Here is a 20,264-nt window from a genome sequence, read left to right as displayed (position 1 = left end):
GCGCTTGCGAAGCAGTGCTTCGCAAGCAAAGCGCCCTCACCCATGGGGGCTTGGTCGCCGCATCCATGCGGCTCACACCCCTGCCACCGGACCCACCCCGCCCTTGACCGTTTCCCGCGGCTGTCGGAATGGCGTCATACACCGCCTTGGTAGGTGTCGACCTTGGTCGACACGGTAGCGCCGGGCCATGCCCGGTGAGCCCGCAGCGCCGCACGAAAAAGGAGCACAAAAAAGGGTCAGAGCCCCCTCCTGCGGAGAGGGATCTGACCCCCGATCAATCATCCAGCAGTGCCGATCAACCGCGCTGGCGCACGGCCTCGAACAGGCTGACGCCGGCGGCGACGGAGACGTTCAGGCTCTCGATCTCGCCCGGCATCGGGATCTTGACCAGGCCATCGCAGTTCTCGCGGGTCAGGCGGCGCAGGCCATCGGCTTCGCCGCCCAGCACCAGCGCGATGTTGCCCTTCAGGTCCAGTTGGTACAGCGAAGCGGTCGCTTCACCGGCCAGGCCGTAGATCCACACGCCCTGCTTCTGCAGGTCCTTCAGGCAGCGCGACAGGTTGGTCACCGCCACCACCGGAATGCGGTCGGCGGCACCGGCCGAGGTCTTGCGCACGGTGGCGTTGACCGTGGCCGACTTGTCCTTGGGAATGATCACCGCAGTGGCACCGGCGGCCGCCGCCGAGCGCAGGCAGGCGCCGAGGTTGTGCGGGTCCTGCACTTCATCCAGCACCAGCAGCAGGGCCTTGCCCTCGGCCGCGGTAACCAGGCCTTCCAGCTCGTTCTCGCTGTAGGTACGGGCGGCGGCATAACGCGCGGCCACACCCTGGTGGCGCACCGAACCGCCCACGCCATCCAGCGCCTGGGCGTTCACCTTGCGCACGTCGATACCCTTGCGGCGGGCGTTTTCCTCGATTTCGGTCAGGCGCGGATTCTTCGCACCGGCCTCGACCAGCACTTCGCGGACGTTCTCGGCGTCGTTCTCGATGGAGGAGGCGACGGCGTTGACGCCGACGATCCACTGGCTGTTCTTGCTCATGCGGGAGGGGACCGGAAAGGGGGTGGCTATGGTAGAGCATCGGCGGGCCGGGCGCTGCGGCGGCGGCCACCCGCCAGCCGAGCGTAGGCCCGGCTCTACAGGTGGGTCATCGACTGCGCGGCGGCCAGTGCGGGGTGTCGTGGTCGGGGTGCTGGTGGGACACGATCGTGGCCAGGAACGCCAGCGACGCGACGTCGTCCTCGGTGCGCCGCGCCGGCAGGCCGCCCAGCGCATCGACGAATGGCAGCTTGCGCTCCACCCCGTACTGGATCGTCGGCGGCAGGCGCTCGGGCTGGTCGAAGGCGCCGGCAGCGATTGCCACGCCGTCGGGCGCCTCGTAGGTCAGCGGGGTGCCACAGTCGGCACAGAACCCCCGCCGGACCACGTTGGACGACTGGAAGTAACGCGGCTGGCCGCGGGTCCAGCTGAACTGCACGCCGCGCACCGACACCAGCGGCGCGTAGTAGGCACCGAAGGCCTTCTGGCACATCCGGCAATGGCAGATCGAGCTGTCGGTCAGCGCGCCGCGCGCCTGGAAGCGGATCGCGCCGCACTGGCAGCCGCCGCTGTACTCGGGTTGGCCCTGCATGGTGCGTTCCTCCGCAAAATCGTGTCGACCAAGGTCGACACCTACCGGGTGAGGTGGGTGCCGACCGTTGGTCGGCACGCCTTTCAATACTGCTTCTTGGTGCGCTTGGCCGGCTTGCCCCGCTCGGGCAGCGGCGGCAGCCCGTCGCCCTCGTCCTCGCCCTTGTGCTCGACCAGGCGGAAGTCGATCTTGCGTTCTTCCATGCTGGCCTTCAGCACCAGGATGCGCACGCGGTCGCCCAGCCGGTAACTGCTGCCACGGCGTTCGCCGGTCAGCGTCTTGCGGGTGGCGTCGAACTTGTAATAGTCCTGCGGCAGCTGGGTGACATGCACCAGGCCCTGCACCTTCGACTCGTCCAGTTCCACGAACAGGCCGAAGCTGGTCACGCCGCTGATCACGCCGTCGAACTGCCCGCCGACGTGCTTTTCCATCCACGCCGCGCGGTAACGCTCGTCGACCTCGCGTTCGGCCTCATCGGCGCGACGCTCACGCTCGGAACACTGCAGCGCCAACGCGGCCATTTCGCGCGCGTTGTAGGTGAACTTGTCCAGCGGCTTGCCGGACAGCGCGTGCTTGATCGCGCGATGCACCAGCAGATCGGGGTAGCGGCGGATCGGCGAAGTGAAGTGCGCGTACGCCTCCAGCGCCAGGCCGAAGTGGCCGTGGTTGTCCGGGCTGTAGATCGCCAGGCTCTGGCTGCGCAGCAGCACCGACTCCAGCAGCGTGGCATCGGGGCGATCGCGGATCTTCTTCAGCAGCTTGGTGTAGTCGCCGGGGCGCACCTTCGACCACGGCGGCAGGCTCAGCTTGAACTCCTTGAGGAATTCCAGCAGGTCGGCGTACTTGGTTTCCGGTGGCTTCTCGTGGATGCGGTACGGCGCCGGCACGTGGCGCGACAGCAGGTACTTGGCCGCCTCGACGTTGGCCGCGATCATGCATTCCTCGATCAGCTTGTGCGCGTCGTTGCGCACCAGCATGCCGGCCTGGGTCACTTCGCCGCGGTTGTCCAGCACGAAACGCACTTCGCTGCTTTCGAACTCGATGGCACCGCGCTTGGCGCGCGCCTTCGACAGCACCTTGTACAGCTGGTGCAGGCGCTGCACCTGCGGCAGCAGATCGCCCATCCAGGCCTTGGTATCGGCATCATCCTCGCCCACCGCCTTCCACACCTGGGTGTAGGTCAGGCGCGCGTGCGAGTTCATCACCGCTTCGTAGAAGCGCGAATGGGTGACCAGGCCGTCGCGGTCGATCTGCATGTCGCAGACGAAGCACATGCGGTCGACCTTGGGCATCAGCGAGCAGATGCCGTTGGACAGGGTCTCCGGCAGCATCGGCACCACGAAGCCCGGGAAGTACACCGAGGTCGCGCGCTTCTGCGCCTCCTCGTCCAGCGGCGTGCCGGGGCGCACGTAGTTGGAGACATCGGCGATCGCCACCACCAGGCGGAAGCCATCGGCATTCGGCTCGCAGTACACCGCGTCGTCGAAGTCCTTGGCATCCTCGCCGTCGATGGTGACCAGCGGCGTGCTGCGCAGATCGACGCGGTCGCCGATCATCGACGGCTCGACCACCAGCGGTACCGATGCGGCTTCGTCCAGTACTTCCTGCGGGAACTCGAACGGCAGTTCGTGGCCGTGGATGGCGGTCTCCACCACCAGCGAGGCGGTCAGCTTGTCGCCGAGCACGGCGATGATGCGGCCGATCGGCGGGCGGCGGCTGTCCGGTGCCTGGGTCAGTTCGCAGACCACCAGCTGGCCGTCGCGCGCGCCACCGGTCTGGTCCGGCGGCACCTGCACGTTGCGCTGCACGCGCTTGTCGTCGGGCACCACGTAGTTGATGCCCATCTCGACGCTGAAGCGGCCAATCAGGCGGGTCATGCCACGTTCCAGCACGCGGGCGATGCTGCCCTCGCGGCGGCCGCGATGGTCGATGCCGGTCACGCGCGCGAGCACCTTGTCGCCGTGCATCACCTTGCGCATTTCATACGGCGGCAGGAACAGGTCGTCGCCGCCTTCGACCGGGCGCAGGAAGCCGAACCCTTCCGGGTTGGCGATCACCACGCCGGTGACCAGGTTCAGGGTCTGGATCGGGGCGAAGCCACCGCGCCGGTTCTGTACCAGCTGGCCGTCGCGGACCATGGCGCCGAGCCGGCGCGACAGCGCTTCGGCCCGGTCCGGCGCACCCAGGCCCAGGCGTGCGCCCAGTTCTTCGGCGGTCTGCGGCCCTTCGCAACGCTCCAGCAGGGCCAGGATGGCCTCGCGGCTGGCGATGGGTTGTTCGTACTTTTCTGCCTCGCGGGCGGCATAGGGATCGTCGATCACCTTGCCGGTCGGCGGCAGCTTGCGGCCCGGAGCCGGGCCCGGTGCATCATCACCGTGGCGCTTGCGGCCACGCGGCGGCGCGCCGCCTTCGTTCAATTCGGGGAACCAGCCCGGCAGCGGCTTGCCCGGTTTGGTGGTGCGGGCCGCGCCCGCCTTGGCGCCCTTCTTCGGGGCCTGGCTGCGGGACTTGCTCCCGCCCTTGCTTGGTTTTTTGGTAGTCATCGCCCTACATGGTAGCCGGTGACGGCGTGCAGAACGGGTCAGTGGCCGCCTTGAAGGCACTGCGTGAAAAAATTGCAGGAAGTCGTTGACAGCCTGCGGATTCATCTTCACAATTGCGCCTCTGGAACGCCCAGGTGGCGGAATTGGTAGACGCACTAGTTTCAGGTACTAGCGGGTAAAACCGTGGAGGTTCGAGTCCTCTCCTGGGCACCAACGAAAAAACTCCTCGCTCCGGCGGGGATTTTTTTTGCCTGCTGCATGGCGATGGATCCTGATTTCCTCATCGACAGGCGTGGTCGGGAATCCAGAATGGCTTCACCAGGGTGTTGACACCCCCGTAACAACACCCCATAATCTCGCTCCTCGACGCCCAGGTGGCGGAATTGGTAGACGCACTAGTTTCAGGTACTAGCGGGTAAAACCGTGGAGGTTCGAGTCCTCTCCTGGGCACCATGTCGAGAATGAGAAAAACCCGCGAGAGCGGGTTTTTTCATGTCCGGAATCCGGGCCTTCGTAGCGTCGAGCCATGCTCGACTGCACCGGTCCGTAGAGTCGAGCTTGCTCGACTGCTTTGCGCTTCGTCCTGCATGGCATCAGTCGAGCAAGCTCGACTCTACGTACACGCGCGGCAACGCGCTTCAGAACAATGGCCGCAGTACCAGCTCCAGCCCGAGCAGCAGCAGGAACCCGAGGAAGCAGGCGCGGAACACCCGCGCACTGATCCGCTGCCGGATCAGCTGCCCCAGCCACATTCCCAGCAGCGCGGGTATCACCGCCAGCGCGCTCAGGCCCAGTTGCTGGATACCGAACGCGCCGTGCAGCACCAGGCCGGTGGTCAGCGAAATCGTCGACACCGTAAACGCCAGCCCCAGCGCCTGCACCAGTTCTTCGCGCTGCAATCCCAGCGACTGCAGGTACGGCACCGCCGGCATCACGAACACACCCGTCGCACCGGTCACCACGCCCGACAGCGCCCCCACCAGCGGCCCCAGCCAACGCTCGCACCGCTGCGGCACGCGGAACACCGGGGCCAGCAGCGCATACGCCGCGTAGACCACCAGCGCCACGCCAAGTGCCATGCGCGACCAGGTGCGATCGACCCTCACCAACAGCGCGGCCGCGCCCAGCGTCACCACCACCACCGCCAGCATCATCGGCCACAGCCGCCGCACGATGTGGCCCAGTGACGGCCCGGACACCAGCTGCCATGCATTGGTGACGAAGGTCGGAATGAACAGCATCGACGCCGCCGCCACTGGGGACAGCGCGCCACCGAGCAGGCCCATGGCCACCGTCGGCAGGCCCATCCCGGTCACGCCCTTGACCACGCCGGCCAGCACGAACACCACCACCAGCAACACGTAGAAGTACATCGATTCATTCATGCCTTCATTGGATCGGGCCACCGCCCGGCGCACAATGCGGTCTTCCCGGCCTCGCCTTCGGCTGATCCGAAGGCTCAGGCGTTGCAATGAGGGCACGACATGCGGATGGACATCGCCGACCTGCGCCTGTTCCTGGCCATCGCCGAAGCCGGCAGCATCACGGCCGGCGCAGCGCAGGCGAACCTGGCGCTCGGCTCGGCCAGTGAACGCCTGCGCACGATCGAAGCCGACGCCGGTACGGCATTGTTGAACCGGCACCCGCGCGGAGTCAGCCTGACCGAGGCCGGCGCTGCCCTCGCCCACCATGCCCGCCTGATCCTGCGGCAGCAGGCGCAGCTGCGCGGCGAGCTGCAGGCGTTCGCGCATGGCGCGCGCGGCACCCTGCACCTGTATGCCAACACTGCGGCGCTGACCAACTACCTGCCCGCGCGGCTCGCACCGTGGCTGGCCGAACGCCCGCGCCTGCATGTCGAACTGCTGGAACGGACCAGTCCTGAAGTCGTGCGTGCGATCAGTACCGGCCAGGCCGAGGCCGGCATCATCAGCGACGCGGTCGATGCCGCCGGCCTGCAGCAGCATGTGGTGGCCGAAGATCCGCTGGTGATGCTGCTGCCCGCAGACCACCGCCTCGCATCGCGGCGCAGCGTGGCCTTCGCCGATGTGGCCGGCGAGACCTTCGTTGCGCTGGCCGATGGCAATGCACTGCAGACCTACATTGAAGACCAGGCGCGCGACATCGGGCGCCGCCTGGACGTGCGCATCCGCATGAAGACCTTCGAAGGCGTGTGCATCATGGTCGGCCACGGCATCGGGGTCGGCATCGTGCCGCGTACCATCGCCCGCCAGCATCGGCGCAGCACGCACACTGTCGCGGTACCGCTTGCCGATGCGTGGGCTCAACGTCGCCTGTGCGCCTGTTTTGCCGAGTGGACGCAGCTGTCGCCGGCGATGCGCAGCCTGCTGCATCACCTGGGCGTGCAGCCGCAGAAAAAAGCGTGAAATCTTGTTGACACATCTTCTGCCGTTCCCCATAATTCGTCTCCTGAGTCGCCCAGGTGGCGGAATTGGTAGACGCACTAGCTTCAGGTGCTAGCGGGGGCAACTTCGTGGAGGTTCGAGTCCTCTCCTGGGCACCATGACTCAGCAAATGATCAAACCCGCGCAAGCGGGTTTTTTCATGCCCGTCATCCGGGCACATCCAGGCGACGCGTGCATGCATCACGATGAGACTTCAAACAAAAACCCCGCCTTGCGGCGGGGTTTTGTTTTTCATCAACACCGGTCGGTCAATGCCCGCCGCCGGCCGAAGCAGCACCTGCACCGGCGCCGAACGGCGGCTTGGCCAGCCACAGGAAGGCAATGATCGCCAGGAAGATCCAGCCCAGCAGGAAGAAGATGTCGTTGAAGCCCATCTGCGATGCCTGATGGTTGATCATGTTGTTCAGTACCGCCGCGCCATGTTGCAGGTCACCCTGCCCCATTGCCGCCACCTGGTCCTGCATGCCCGGCTGATAGGCCGAGATGTGCTCGGTCAGGTCGGCATGGTGCACCTGGGTGCGTCGCGCCCACAGCCACGTCGTCAGTGACGCCGCAAAGCTGCCGCCCAACGTACGCAGGAACGTCGCCAGGCCCGAGCCTGCCGCGATCTCGCGACCATCCAGGTCCGACAACAGGATCTGCAGCACCGGCATGAAGAACAGCGCCACACCAATACCCATGATCAGCTGCACGCCGGCCACGTGCATGTAGTCCACCTGCAGGTTGAAGTTCGAACGCAGGAAGCTGGTCATCGACAGCACGATGAAGGCCACCGTGGCCAACATGCGCATGTCGAAGCGCGATGCGTACTTGCCCACGAACGGGGTCATGATCACCGGCAGGATGCCGATCGGCGCGGTCGCCAGGCCCGCCCAGATCGCGGTGTAACCCATGTCACGCTGCAGCCACTGCGGGATCAGCAGGGCCACGCTGAAGAACGCCGCATAGGCCACCACCATCGCCAGCGTACCGGCGCGGAAGTTGCGATGGCGGAACAGCTTCAGGTCGACGATCGGATCCTTGTCGGTCAGCTCCCAGATCAGGAACACCGTCAGCGCCACCACGGCCACGCAGGCCAGCACCACGATCTTCATCGACGAGAACCAGTCCTCGTCGTTACCCAGGTCGAGCACCAGCTGCAGCGCGCCAACACCGATCACCAGGGTGATCAGTCCGACGTAATCCATCTTCGGCTTCTCGATCTGCTCCGGGCGCCCCTTCAGCTGGTTGCCCACCACCAGCGCGGCGAAGATGCCCAACGGCACGTTGATCAGGAAGATCCATTCCCAGCTGTAGTTGTCGGTGATCCAGCCACCGAGGATGGGGCCGCAGATCGGCGCCACCACGGTGATCATCGCCAGCAGCGCCAGCGCCTGCCCGCGTTTCTCGCGGGGATAGATCGAGACCAGCAGTGACTGCGTGATCGGATACATCGGGCCGGCCACGAAGCCCTGCAGCGCGCGTGATACCACCAGCATGCCCATGCTCTGCGCCAGGCCGCACAGCAGCGAGGTGATGACGAAGGCCAGCGTGGCCCAGACGAACAGCTTGCGCTCTCCGAAGCGGCGGCTGAGCCAGCCGGTCAGCGGCAGCGCGATGGCCGTGCTGACCGCGAACGAGGTGATGACCCAGGTCGCCTGCTGCGAACTGGCACCGAGATTACCGGCGATGGTCGGCAGCGAGACGTTGGCGATGGTGGTGTCGAGCACCTGCATGAACGACGCCATCGCCAGGCCCACGGTGCACAGGGCGACGCTGGGCGGCAGGAACCCGGAGGCCGCACCCGGCGCCGCCGGGGCGCCCGGAGCACCGGGCGCGGCTGGAGCTTGTGCGGACATGGCGACCTCAGCCCACCTTCGCCTGCTGCTGCGGCAGGTTGCCCTGGATGATCGTGTGGATCACCTCATCGGCATCATGCAGCTGCTTGGCATACACATCGGTGTCGAACACCGTGCCCTTGGCCGCCGCGCTCGGCAGCACTTCGCCCTTCTGGTCGCGCAGGCTCACTTCGGCCTTCATCGACAGGCCGATGCGCAGCGGGTGCTCGGCCAGCTGCTTGGCATCGATGGCGATGCGCACCGGCACGCGCTGCACGATCTTGATCCAGTTGCCGCTGGCGTTCTGCGCCGGCAGCAGCGAGAACGCCGAGCCGGTGCCCAGGCCCAGGCTCTGGATGCGGCCCTTGTACTTCACGTCACCGGCGTACAGGTCGGACTTCAGCTCCACTTCCTGGCCCAGGCGCATGTGGCGCAGCTGGGTTTCCTTGAAGTTGGCCTCGACCCACATCTGCTCGGTCGGCACCACGGCCATCAGGGCATTGCCCGGCTGCACGCGCTGGCCGACCTGCACCGAACGACGGGCAACGTAGCCGGTGACCGGCGCGACGATGCCGGCGCGGGCGTTGTTGAGGAAGGCCTGGCGCAGCTGCGCGGCCGCTGCCTGCACGTCCGGCTGGGTGGCAATCACGGTGTCGTCGACCAGCGCGCGGTTGCGCTCGACGGTCTCACGCGAACCGGCCACGGCCGCTTCGGCGGCGGCCAGCTCATCGCGGGCATGGGCCAGTTCTTCGTTGGAGATGGCACCGGTGGCGGCCAGGTCCTTGCGGCGGGCGAAGTCGTCACGCACGCGCTTCAGGGTCACCTGGCGGGCATTCAGGTCTGCCTGCGCGCCTTCCACGCTGCGGTACAGGCCGCGGGTCTGGCGCACCGTCTTGGCCAGGTTGGCTTCGGCCTGCTGCAGCGCCACCGAGGTGTCGGACGGGTCCAGCTGCACCAGCAGCTGGCCGCGCTCGACGCGCATGCCGTCATCGGCGTTGATGGCGACCACGGTACCGGCCACCAGCGGGGTGATCTGCACCTGGTTGCCCTGCACGTAGGCATCGTCGGTCTCTTCGAACCAACGGCCGAACATGAAGTACCACAGCGCCAGTGCGGCAAGCAGCAGCACGACGATCACGAACAGGCCGCGCAGCAGGTTGCCGCGGCGGTTGGAGGCGGCCGGGGCCGCAGTGTCTTGGGTCTGGCTCATGGCGGAGGTCTTCAGGAATGCGAGGAATCGGAATGGGAGGCAATCGGGGCGCGGTCGGCGTCAGCGGGCTGGAAACCACCGCCCAAGGCCTTGCTCAGGCGCACCGAGGTCTGCACCTGCTGCGACTGCAGGCCGGCCAGCTGCTGCTGCGATTGCAGCAGGGTGGACTGCGCGGTCAGCACGTCCAGGTAGCTGCCGATGCCGGCGCGGTAGCGCTGCTGGGCCAGGTCGAAGGCCGAACGTGCGGTGTCCACGGCCTGCTGCTGCGCGTGCGCCTGCTGTGCCAGCGAACGCACCGCATTGACCTGGTCGGCGACGTCGCGCAATGCGTCGAGCACGGCCTGGTTGTAGTTGGCCACCGCCAGGTCGTACTGCGCATCGGTGTTGGCCAGGTTGGCGCGCAGCTTGCCGCCTTCGAAGATCGGCAGGCTCAGCGCCGGGCCGATGTAGGCGAAGGTGGAACTGCTCTTCAGCAGATCGCCCACGTTCGGGGCGACCACGCCGGCCAGCGCGGTCAGGTTGAAGCTCGGGTAGAACTTGGTCCTGGCGACTTTGATCTGCTTGTCGGCCGCTTCCACGCGCCAGCGCGCAGCCACGATATCCGGGCGACGGCCAAGCAGTTCGCTCGGCAGCACACCCGGCAGCTGCAACGCCATCGGGTTCAGCGGCTGCGGGCGCTGGATCGACAGGCCCCGGTCCGGGCCCTTGCCGACCAGCGCGGCCAGCGCGGTGCGGGCAGCGTCGATGCGCTGCTGCGCGGCCAGCACCTGCTGCTGCGCGGCCGGCACGCGGGCCTCGGCCTGGCGCACCTGCAGGTCACTGTCGATGCCGGCGCTGCGGCGCTGGCGGGTCAGCTGCAGCGACTTCTGCGAGCGGGTCAGTTCTTCCTCGGCCACGTCATTGAGCTGCCAGGCGTAGGCCAGGTCGGTGTAGGCCTGGGCGATGCCGGTGGACAGGTTCAGGCGTGCCGCCTGGGCTTCGACCGTGGCGGCATGCGCGCCATCCACGGCCGCTTCCCAGGCCGCGCGCTTGCCGCCCCACAGGTCCACGCCGTAGCTGAAGTCGAAGGCAACCTGGCTGCTGCCGCCGTAGCGGCCGCCCATCTCGCTGCCGACCATCGATTCGGGCAGGCGCAGGCCGGTGTAGCCACCGGACACCGACAGGCTGGGCAGCTGATCGGCTCGTGCGGTGCCGACCTGGGCCTGGGCCTGGCGCAGGCGTGCATCGGCGGCGTCCAGGCTCGGGTGGCCGGCGAGGCCTTCAGCGATCAGCGCGTCCAGCTGCGCGTCGCCCAGTGCCTTCCACCAGTCCTGCGCCGGGAAACCGGTGGCGCTCAGGTCGGTGTCGGCCAGGGTGCGTTCGCTGTGCAGGCTGTCCACCTCAAGCACGTGGCCCTGCGGGGTGAGGCCGCGGCTGCTGGCGCAGGCGGCCAGGGCCAGGGCCAGCGCTGACACCAGCAGCGCGCGCCCGGACCGGCGGAGAGTGGGATGCGGGATCGGGTTCATGGGGTCGTCAGTGAATCGCGGATTCGGGTAAGGAGGGACAGCAGCAGCGTGCGCTCATCGGCGGAAAGATCACGCAGCGCGTAATCCATCACCGCGTCGCCGCGCAGCTTCAGCCGCGCCCACAGCGCGCGGCCTTCGTCGGTCAGCACGATCTGCAGTGCACGCCGGTCCTGCGCATGCGGCTCGCGGCGGACACAGCCCAGGGCCTCGAGCTTGTCCAGCAGGCGAGTGACCGCACTGGGCACCTGGTCGATGGCCTGGGCCAGTTCGTTGGCGGTACAGGGGGCCATGTGCGAAAGCACCTTCAGCCCGATGTAGTGGGTGAAGCCGATGCCCAGATCTTCTTCAGCCATGGACGCGTCGAGTTGGCGGACCAGGCCGTCGCGCACCTGGCGCAGCAGCAGGCCGAAGCTGGGGGGAGTGGTTGCAGGACAGATCATGGGGGAGCATTCTCTTCCAAAAAAAATATTTCTCAATGGAAATATTCGATCTGGCATCGAATGCTGTGTTGCAGCAGCGGGCTCGATCAGTGAAGGCGCCTACCTTAATGATCTGGTCAGGTGGCCCGGTAGTACAATCCAGCCAATGGATGACACATTTCAGCCAGCGGATATGATGAACAAGGCAGAAATCCCCCCTCCCAAGCGCCTGCTGCGTGACGACGCGCTGGACTGGTTCGAGCGCAACGATGGCCCACCGGTCGTCGCCTTCCGCTTCGACAGCCCGCAGGGCCTGGTCCGCGAAGTGGACTGGCACCACCACCAGCGCGCGCAGCTGATCTGCGTCGAGCGCGGCCTGCTGACCACCCGCACCTCGCACGGCACCTGGTCACTGGCGCCGGGTTCGGCCGGCTGGATGCCGCCGCTTGAGCCACATACGGTCACCCTCGACGGGCCGTTGCGCGGCTGGGGCATGGCCCTGGCGGCGCCTGCCTGCTCCACCCTGCCCTCCGATCCGTGCGTGCTGGGCCTGTCCAAGCTGGCGCAGGCGCTGGCCGACCGCATCTGCGAATGGCCGCTGGGCTATGCCACCACGCCCGAACGCCAGCACATCATCGACGTGCTGCTGGACGAGATCCGCACCGCGCCACGCCAGCGCATGCACCTGCCGATGCCGCATGACCGGCGCCTGCTGAAGATCGCCTCGCAGCTGCTGGCCGACCCGTCCGACGAGCGCAGCCTGGCCGAATGGGCGCACTGGGCCGGGCTTTCCCCGCGCAGCCTGACCCGCCACTTCCGCGACGAGACCACCCTCAGCTTCGCCCAGTGGCGGCAGCAGGCCCGCCTGTCCGAGGCCCTGCGCCAACTGACCGACGGCCGCAGCGTGGCCGATATCGCCCATGCGCTGGGCTTCAGCAGCGCCAGCGCCTTCGTCACCGTGTTCCGCCGCCACTTCGGGCTGCCACCCGGGCGCTACCTGGCACGCGCCGGGCATGGCCTGGAAACCGGGCTGGACCCTGCGCGCGGCTTGGCATCCCCCGCCGCATCCGGATAATCACAGGATTGCGAGCGGCGACCGCCGTCGCCGCCTCCCGACAACAGGTAACAACGCCGCATGACCGAACTTGCCCGCCCCGTGTTCCACGGATTCGAACAACTGCCGCTGCGCGAGTACGCCGAGCGCGCCTACCTCGACTACTCGATGTACGTGGTCCTGGACCGCGCTCTGCCGTTCATCGGCGACGGCCTGAAGCCGGTGCAGCGCCGCATCATCTATTCGATGAGCGAGCTGGGCCTGAATGCCGCGTCCAAGCCGAAGAAGTCCGCGCGCACCGTCGGTGACGTCATCGGTAAATACCACCCGCACGGCGACAGCGCGTGCTACGAAGCGCTGGTGCTGATGGCCCAGCCGTTCTCGTACCGCTATCCGCTGATCGAGGGCCAGGGCAACTTCGGCTCCAGCGATGACCCGAAGTCGTTCGCGGCGATGCGTTACACCGAATCCAAGCTGACCCCGATCGCCGAAGTACTGCTGGGCGAACTGGGCCAGGGCACCACCGACTGGGCGCCGAACTTCGACGGCACCCTGCAGGAACCGACCTGGATGCCGGCGCGGTTGCCGCACCTGCTGCTCAACGGCACCACCGGCATCGCCGTGGGCATGGCCACCGACGTACCGCCGCACAATCTCAACGAGATCGTCAGCGCGCTGCTGCACCTGCTGGACAACCCCGAGGCCAGCGTGCGCGACCTGTGCGAGCACGTGCAGGGCCCGGACTACCCGTCCAGCGCCGAGATCATCACCGCGGCCAGCGATCTGCGGAACATGTACGAGACCGGCAACGGCAGCGTGCGTGCACGTGCGACCTTCACCAAGGAAGCCAACAACATCGTGGTCACGGCGCTGCCGTTCCAGGTGTCGCCGTCGAAGGTGATCGAGCAGATCGCCGCGCAGATGCGCGCCAAGAAGCTGCCGTGGCTGGAAGACATCCGCGATGAGTCCGACCACGCCAACCCGGTGCGGGTGGTGCTGGTGCCGCGCTCCAACCGCGTCGATGCCGAGCAGCTGATGGGCCACCTGTTCGCGACCACGGACATGGAGCGCAGCTACCGCGTCAACCTCAACGTGATCGGGCTGGACGGCCGTCCGCAGGTGAAGAACCTGAAGATGCTGCTCAGCGAATGGCTGACCTTCCGCAGCAATACCGTCACCCGCCGCCTGCAGCACCGCCTGCAGAAGGTCGAGCGCCGCCTGCACCTGCTGGAAGGCCTGCTGGTCGCCTTCCTCAACCTGGACGAGGTGATCCACATCATCCGTACCGAGGACGAACCGAAGGCAGCGCTGATCGCGCGCTTCGGCCTGTCCGACGACCAGGCCGAGTACATCCTGGAAACCAAGCTGAAGCAGCTGGCGCGCCTGGAAGAGATGAAGATCCGCGGCGAGCAGGACGAGCTGGCCAAGGAGCGCGAGAAGATCCTCGGCATCCTCGACAGCAAGGCCAAGCTGAAGAAGCTGATCCGCGACGAACTGACCGCCGATGCCAAGAAGTTCGGCGACGCACGCCGTTCGCCGCTGGTGCAGCGCCAGGCCGCGCAGGCCATCGACGAGACCGAGCTGGTGCCGAGCGAGCCGATGACCGTCGTGCTGTCGGAGAAGGGCTGGATCCGTGCGGCCAAGGGCCACGATGTCGATGCGTCCGCCCTGTCCTACCGCGATGGCGACGCCCTGCAGGGCGCGGTGCGCGCGCGCAGTACCCAGCAGGTCGCGTTCCTCGACAGCGAGGGCCGCGCCTACTCGACGCCGGTGCATACCCTGCCGTCCGCTCGCGGCAACGGTGAACCGCTGACCGGCCGCTTCTCGCCGGCGCCGGGCACCAGCTTCGTCACCCTGGCCAGTGCCGAACCGGAGACGCGCTTCGTGCTGGCCTCCAGCCATGGCTACGGCTTCGTCACCCGCTTCGAGAACCTGATCGGCCGCAACAAGGCCGGCAAGGCGATGCTGAACCTGTCGGCCGGCTCGTCGGTGCTGATTCCTTCGGTGGTTGCCAACGTCGCCACTGATCGCATCGTGGCGGTGACCAGCTCCGGCAACCTGCTGGCGATCGCCGCCAACGACCTGCCGGAACTGGACAAGGGCAAGGGCAACAAGATCATCGAGATCCCCAAGGCCAAGCTCGCCACCGAACGCGTGGTCGCCATCGTGGCGATCAGCCCGGGCCAGACCCTGCAGGTGCGCAGCGGCCAGCGCACCATGGGCCTGAAGTTCAACGAGCTGGACGCCTACCTCGGCGCCCGCGCCACCCGCGGCCACCTGTTGCCACGTGGCTGGCAGAAGGTGGAAGGGCTGTCGGTGGAGTGACCGGTAGTGCCGGCCGCTGGCCGGCAACTGCTGAATGTTGCTCGGATCCAACGTTGCCGGCCAGCGGCCGGCACTACCGGAATCCAGGGACGTCAGACACGAAAAAGCCGGGGCATGCCCCGGCTTTTTTGTTGTCGGCTGGCGGGCGGTGGAGCAGCTGGCGGGCGAAGGCTGGCTGGCGGTGCTCCGGTGCTGGCGGGCGACAGAACTTTGTGCTTCTTCTGGTAGAGCCGACCGCTGGTCGGCTGTCTTTTGAAGAGCAGCCGACCAGCGGTCGGCTCTACCGGGTGGTCGCCGGGAATTGCCCAGCGCCTGCGGCTCAGTGCGCCGGGGCGCCGTTGCCGTCGATCTTGCTCAGCTGGTAGAGCTCCAGGCCGATGCGCTTGATCAGGCCCAGCTGCTGCTCCAGCCACCAGGCATGGTCTTCCTCGGTGTCCTTCAGCTGCGCCAGCAGCATGTCGCGGCTGACGTAGTCACCCTTCTCTTCGCACAGCTTCATGCCGGCGGCGAGATTGTTCCGAACCGCGTATTCAGTATCCAGATCCTTCTGCAGCATCTCCTCCACGGTCTTGCCCGGCTCGGTGGCATGCGGGCGCATGTCCGGGTCGCCGCCCAGGAACAGGATGCGGCGCAGCAGCGCGTCGGCGTGCTGGGTCTCTTCTTCCATCTCGTGGTTCAGGCGTTCGTACAGCGCGAACAGGCCCTGGTCCTCGTAGCGGCGGGAATGGATGAAGTACTGGTCGCGGGCAGCAAGCTCGCCGCGCAGCAGTTCCTTCAGGCAGGCGATGACGTCCGGGTTGCCTTTCATGGGGGGCTCCTGTGAATCGATGCGGCATAGGGTGACGCATTTCCGGCGACGGTGATCTAATCGGAATCAGTCGCAGTTGCGCCTGCGGCTACAATCGACCCTCGAGCGTGGAAAGGACGTGCGATGCGACGTACATGGCGTTGGGTGCTGGGCGTGTTGATCGCCATCGTGCTGGCCACCGTTCTGGTGCTGTGGCTGCTGCTGCGCGGCAGCCTGGCCGACCTGGACGGCGAGCATGCGCTGCCGGGCCTGGCCAAGCCGGTCACCGTCGAGCGCGATGCGCTGGGCGTGGTCACCATCACCGCCGGCAGCCAGGCCGACGCGATGCGTGCGCTGGGCCGCGTGCATGCGCAGGAACGCTATTTCGAGATGGACCTGATGCGGCGCAGTGCCGCGGGCGAGCTGTCGGCGCTGTTCGGGCCGAAGGCCGTCGACGCCGACAAGCGCATGCGCGTGCATCGCCTGCGCGCGCGTACCGAGGCGAACATGCAGGCCGCGCTGGGCAGCAACAGCGAGGCCGTGGGCGCCTACGTCGCCGGCGTCAATGAGGGACTGGCCGGACTTCCGGTGCGGCCATGGGCGTACCTGCTGCTGCGCCAGGCGCCGCAACCCTGGCGGGCCAGCGACAGCGTGCTCACCGGGCTGGCCATGTACGCCGACCTGCAGGATCCGGGCAACCAGACCGAGCTGGCGTTGAGCCGCATCCGCGCGGTGGTGCCGCCGGCGCTGTACGCCCTGCTCGCCCACGATGGCAGCGAATGGGATGCGCCCCTGTTCGGCGAACCAACCGGCAACGCCGTGCTGCCCGACGCCAGCCAGCTCGATCTGCGCACATTGCAGGGAAAGCCGGGCACCGGACAGGAAGAGGCCGATGCGGTCGGCAGCAACAACTTCGCCGTATCCGGTGCACTGACCGCCGACGGCCGCGCCATCGTCGCCGATGACATGCACCTGGGACTGCGCGCGCCGGGGCTGTGGTTCCGCGTGCGCCTGCGCTACCCCGACCCGCAGGCCGCAGGCGGCCAGGTCGATGTCACCGGTTTCTCGCTGCCCGGCCTGCCGGCGGTGATCGTCGGCAGCAACGGGCACGTTGCCTGGGGCTTCACCAACAGCTACATCGACACGGCGGACTACCGCACTGAACCGGCCAACGCTGCGGTCACCGTGCATGAGGAACGCATCGCGGTGGCGGGCCAGGCCGACGTGCTGTTCCCGGTGCGCGAAACCGCATGGGGACCGATCCTGCACACGCATGCCGATGGCAGCGGCGATGCCCTGCGCTGGGTCGCGCAGCTGCCGGGTGCGGTGCGCCTGGACTTTGGTGACCTGGCCCGTGCCGGCGATCTGGAAGCCGCCCTGCACTTCGCCGACCAGGCCGGCATCCCGGCGCAGAACCTGGTGATCGGCGACCGCAGCGGACGCATCGCCTGGCGCCTGATCGGCGCCCGTCCAGACCGCGGCCCCGGTTGTGCACCGGCCGGCTTCAACGCCGCCAGCAACCAGGACTGCGCGCCTTGGCCGATCCGCAGCGACGCCGCACCGGCACTGATTGATCCACCCAGCCATCGCCTGTGGACCGCCAACGGCCGCGTGCTCGACGGCGAGGCATTGGCCAGCGTTGGCCATGGTGGTTATGACCTTGGGGCCCGTGCGCGGCAGATCCGCGACCTGCTGGCCATCCAGGAGCGCTTCGACGAGCACGACCTGCTGGCGATCCAGCTCGACGACCGCGCGGTGTTCCTGCAGCGCTGGTGGGCACTGCTGCACGACGTCATCGAACGCAGTGACGATCCTGCGTTGAAGCGGTTGGGAGAGGCCAGCCATCAATGGGGCGGCCGCGCCTCGGTCAGCTCGGTCAGCTACCGGGTGGTGCGCGAGTTCCGCTCGCAGGTAATGCAGACGCTGTCTGACGCTTTACTGGCCCCGGCCAACGCTCGACTGGGAGAGGACTACCTGGACCCGCGGCTGGCGCAGCTGGAAGGCGTCGCCTGGCCGATGCTGCAGCAGCGCCCGGCCAACCTGCTGCCCCCTGCCTTCGACAGCTGGGACGCACTGCTGGTCGATGCGGCACGACGAACCGAGGACGAACTGTCCAAACAGGGCCCGCTGGCCCAGCGCAGCTGGGGCGAACGCAACACCGCGGCGATCTGTCATCCGATCGCACGCGCGCTGCCGGACTTCGCAAAGCGCTGGCTGTGCATGCCAGCCGATCGCCTGCCCGGCGACCGCGACATGCCGCGCGTGCAGACGCCGAATTTCGGCGCCTCCGAGCGGATGGTGGTCTCGCCAGGCCACGAGGCCGATGGCATCGTGCACATGCCCGGCGGCCAGAGCGGTCATCCGTTGTCCCCCTACTGGGGTGCCGGCCATGAAGACTGGGTGCATGGCCGACCCACCCCGTTCCTGCCGGGCAAGGCCCAGCATGTGATGACGCTGGTGCCTGCACGTTGACGATCGCGGCCAGATCCTTCTCCCAAAGGAGAAGGAATCTGACCCCGCCATTGCCGGCCAGCGGCCGGCACTACCGCCGGCGCTAGGCCAGTGCCTGTTCGTGCACGCCGGCAATCGCACGACCGGACGGGTCGGCCGCTGCCGCGAAGCTGGCATCCCATGCAATCGCCGCCGGCGACGAACAGGCGATCGACTTGCCGCCCGGCACCGTCTCGGCAGCTGCGCGACTGGGGAAGAACTGCTCGAACAGGTGGCGGTAGTAATACGCCTCCTTGGTCTGCGGAGGGTTGTGCGCGAAGCGCTTGTCCGCAGCCGCCAGCACACGGTCGCTCACCTGTGCTTCGGCATGCGCCTTCAGCCCGTCGATCCAGCCGTAGCCGACGCCATCGCTGAACTGTTCCTTCTGCCGCCACAGGATGCTGTCCGGCAGGTAGCCGTCGAACGCCTCGCGCAGCACCGCCTTCTCGATGCGACGGCCACCGAACCCGGCACCGACCATCTTGTGCGCGGCGTCGAAACGCATCGCCACGTCGAGGAATTCGCGATCCAGGAACGGCACGCGCGGCTCCACGCCCCAGGCCATCATCGACTTGTTGGCGCGCAGGCAGTCGTAGTTGTGCAGGGCATCGAGCTTGCGCACCAGTTCATCGTGGAATTCGCGCGCATCCGGCGCCTTGTGGAAGTACAGGTAGCCACCGAAGATCTCGTCGCTGCCTTCGCCGGACAGCACCATCTTCACCCCCATCGCCTTGATCCGCCGCGCCAGCAGGAACATCGGCGTCGATGCGCGGATGGTGGTGACGTCATAGGTCTCGATGTGGCGGATCACTTCCGGCAGTGCATCCAGGCCTTCTTCGAAGGTGTATTCGAAGCCGTGGTGCACGGTGCCCAGCGCTTCGGCGGCAATCGCTGCGGCCGCCAGATCGGGCGAGCCCTTCAGGCCAATCGCGAATGAATGCAGGCGCGGCCACCAGGCTTCGGTCTGGCAGCCGTCCTCGATGCGACGGCGTGCATAGCGCGCAGCCACGGCGGCGACCAGCGAGGAATCGAGGCCACCGGACAACAGCACGCCGTACGGCACGTCACTCATCAGCTGGCGTTCGACCGCATGCTCGAAGGCCTGGCGAAGCTCGGCCAGGTCGGCCTGGCGGCCCTGCACATCCGCGTACTCGCGCCACGGCTGCTGGTAATAGCGCACCAGTTCGCCGCTGGCGCTGTCGAAATAGTGGCCCGGCGGGAACTGCGCGACGTCTGCACAGGTGTCCACCAGCGCCTTCATTTCCGAGGCCACGCGCAGGCGACCCTGCGCATCATGGCCCCAGTACAGCGGCACCACGCCGACCGGGTCACGCGCCACCAGCACGCGGCCGCTGTCACGGTCCCACAGCGCGAAGGCAAAGATGCCGTTGAGCTGCTCCAGCCACTGCGCCGGCGATCCGCCCTGGCGGTACAGCGCGTTGATCACTTCGCAATCCGAGCCGGTCTGGAAGTCATAGGCGGCGGTCAGCGCGGCCTTCAGCTGCTGGTGGTTGTAGATCTCGCCGTTCACCGCCAGCGCCAGCTGGCCATCGGCCGACAGCAGCGGCTGCGAGCCGCCGGCCGGATCGACGATGGCCAGCCGCTCGTGGACCAGCAGTGCGCCTTCGTCGAGGTACACGCCGCTCCAGTCCGGGCCGCGGTGGCGCTGGCGCTGCGACAGTTCCAGCGCGTGGCGGCGCAGGGAAGGAAGATCGTCACCGGCCTGCAGGCCGAAGATTCCGAAGATCGAACACATGGCGGAGCTCCTGTTGGGGGAATTCACGGGGTGGGAAGGTGTTCGACCGGCCATCCAGGCCCGGGTGGGGCTGCGCCCGGGCACAAAAAAACCCGCATCGGCCGATGCGGGTTTTCTGGTGTCCGGGCGTATGTTGCTGTCTATCTACCCAGGGCGCAGTCCCGCATCGGCCGCGCACGATTATTCGCGCGCAGATTATTGCGGTTGTTGTTGTTGACGGCGGTGGCCAAGTGGATCGACATGGCATCGACCCTACCCCGGTTTCCGGCACGGTGCAACAGTTGCGTCGGCAACCAGCCGGACCGCC

Annotated in this window: 14 protein-coding genes and 3 tRNA genes; 7 read left to right on the top strand and 10 right to left on the bottom strand. The window is 67.3% G+C overall.

Annotated elements, in window-relative coordinates; genetic code table 11:
- Positions 1-295 precede the first annotated feature (295 nt).
- The 3 genes from rlmB to rnr all read right to left on the bottom strand — a co-directional run bounded on the left by rlmB (position 296) and on the right by rnr (position 4,171).
- A complete protein-coding gene (rlmB, locus tag K5L94_RS07210) occupies positions 296-1,039 on the bottom strand; it encodes a 23S rRNA (guanosine(2251)-2'-O)-methyltransferase RlmB (RefSeq protein WP_008265272.1) in 744 nt (247 codons plus the stop codon).
- Positions 1,040-1,145: 106 nt separating this feature from the next.
- A complete protein-coding gene (locus tag K5L94_RS07205; protein ID WP_053449235.1) occupies positions 1,146-1,628 on the bottom strand; it encodes a GFA family protein in 483 nt (160 codons plus the stop codon).
- 83 nt (positions 1,629-1,711) lie between these two features.
- Positions 1,712-4,171: a ribonuclease R gene (rnr, locus tag K5L94_RS07200; protein ID WP_274512366.1), complete on the bottom strand. Its 2,460-nt coding sequence runs from the start codon at positions 4,169-4,171 to the stop codon at positions 1,712-1,714.
- Between the two features lie 128 nt (positions 4,172-4,299).
- Between rnr and K5L94_RS07195 the strand changes: the two genes are divergently transcribed.
- Positions 4,300-4,384: transfer RNA gene (locus tag K5L94_RS07195), tRNA-Leu, on the top strand.
- 155 nt (positions 4,385-4,539) lie between these two features.
- A tRNA-Leu gene (locus tag K5L94_RS07190) sits at positions 4,540-4,624 on the top strand.
- 185 nt (positions 4,625-4,809) lie between these two features.
- Here the strand turns inward: K5L94_RS07190 and K5L94_RS07185 are convergent.
- Positions 4,810-5,556 carry a sulfite exporter TauE/SafE family protein gene (locus K5L94_RS07185; RefSeq protein ID WP_274512365.1) on the bottom strand — a complete coding sequence of 249 codons (747 nt, stop codon included), beginning with the start codon at positions 5,554-5,556 and terminating at the stop codon, positions 4,810-4,812.
- A gap of 99 nt (positions 5,557-5,655) precedes the next feature.
- Between K5L94_RS07185 and K5L94_RS07180 the strand changes: the two genes are divergently transcribed.
- Both K5L94_RS07180 and K5L94_RS07175 read left to right on the top strand, forming a co-directional pair.
- Positions 5,656-6,555: a LysR family transcriptional regulator gene (locus K5L94_RS07180; protein ID WP_053449232.1), complete on the top strand. Its 900-nt coding sequence runs from the start codon at positions 5,656-5,658 to the stop codon at positions 6,553-6,555.
- 50 nt (positions 6,556-6,605) lie between these two features.
- Positions 6,606-6,692, top strand: a tRNA-Leu gene (locus K5L94_RS07175).
- A gap of 150 nt (positions 6,693-6,842) precedes the next feature.
- Here K5L94_RS07175 and emrB read toward each other — a convergent pair.
- From emrB to emrR, 4 genes are read right to left on the bottom strand one after another with little or no spacing between them, the layout of a single operon-like run.
- Positions 6,843-8,432 (bottom strand): multidrug efflux MFS transporter permease subunit EmrB, encoded by a 1,590-nt coding sequence (gene emrB / locus K5L94_RS07170; RefSeq protein WP_006427717.1) that lies wholly within the window; start codon positions 8,430-8,432, stop codon positions 6,843-6,845.
- Positions 8,433-8,439: 7 nt separating this feature from the next.
- Positions 8,440-9,621, bottom strand: coding sequence for a multidrug efflux MFS transporter periplasmic adaptor subunit EmrA (gene emrA, locus K5L94_RS07165; RefSeq protein WP_180878280.1), 1,182 nt, complete (start codon positions 9,619-9,621; stop codon positions 8,440-8,442).
- Positions 9,622-9,632: 11 nt separating this feature from the next.
- Entirely contained in the window at positions 9,633-11,126 is a 1,494-nt protein-coding gene (gene emrC / locus K5L94_RS07160) for a multidrug efflux transporter outer membrane subunit EmrC (RefSeq protein WP_274512364.1), read from the bottom strand.
- Complete coding sequence (emrR, locus tag K5L94_RS07155) at positions 11,123-11,566, bottom strand: multidrug efflux system transcriptional regulator EmrR (RefSeq protein WP_005408766.1); 444 nt, start codon at positions 11,564-11,566, stop codon at positions 11,123-11,125. The genes emrC and emrR overlap by 4 nt, the downstream gene beginning before the upstream one ends.
- A 172-nt stretch (positions 11,567-11,738) precedes the next feature.
- Between emrR and K5L94_RS07150 the strand changes: the two genes are divergently transcribed.
- Positions 11,739-12,620 carry a helix-turn-helix domain-containing protein gene (locus K5L94_RS07150; protein ID WP_180878278.1) on the top strand — a complete coding sequence of 294 codons (882 nt, stop codon included), beginning with the start codon at positions 11,739-11,741 and terminating at the stop codon, positions 12,618-12,620.
- 60 nt (positions 12,621-12,680) lie between these two features.
- The gene (gene parC, locus K5L94_RS07145) at positions 12,681-14,924 is read left to right on the top strand and encodes a DNA topoisomerase IV subunit A (protein WP_006427619.1); all 2,244 of its coding nucleotides are present in this window, start codon (positions 12,681-12,683) and stop codon (positions 14,922-14,924) included.
- 319 nt (positions 14,925-15,243) lie between these two features.
- On the opposite strand, the gene bfr is transcribed toward parC, so the two are convergent.
- Positions 15,244-15,732 (bottom strand): bacterioferritin, encoded by a 489-nt coding sequence (bfr, locus tag K5L94_RS07140; protein ID WP_004151115.1) that lies wholly within the window; start codon positions 15,730-15,732, stop codon positions 15,244-15,246.
- 123 nt (positions 15,733-15,855) lie between these two features.
- On the opposite strand from bfr, the gene K5L94_RS07135 reads away from it, so the two are divergent.
- Positions 15,856-18,183, top strand: a complete 2,328-nt coding sequence (locus tag K5L94_RS07135) for a penicillin acylase family protein (RefSeq protein WP_274512363.1) — start codon at positions 15,856-15,858, stop codon at positions 18,181-18,183.
- An 82-nt stretch (positions 18,184-18,265) separates the two neighbouring features.
- On the opposite strand, the gene asnB is transcribed toward K5L94_RS07135, so the two are convergent.
- Positions 18,266-19,957, bottom strand: coding sequence for an asparagine synthase B (asnB, locus tag K5L94_RS07130; protein WP_274512362.1), 1,692 nt, complete (start codon positions 19,955-19,957; stop codon positions 18,266-18,268).
- Between the last annotated feature and the right edge of the window lie 307 nt (positions 19,958-20,264).

The organism is Stenotrophomonas forensis (assembly GCF_028752115.1).
In the GTDB taxonomy this organism is placed as follows: domain Bacteria; phylum Pseudomonadota; class Gammaproteobacteria; order Xanthomonadales; family Xanthomonadaceae; genus Stenotrophomonas; species Stenotrophomonas forensis.
This window is presented reverse-complemented; position numbering and strand designations above follow the sequence as displayed.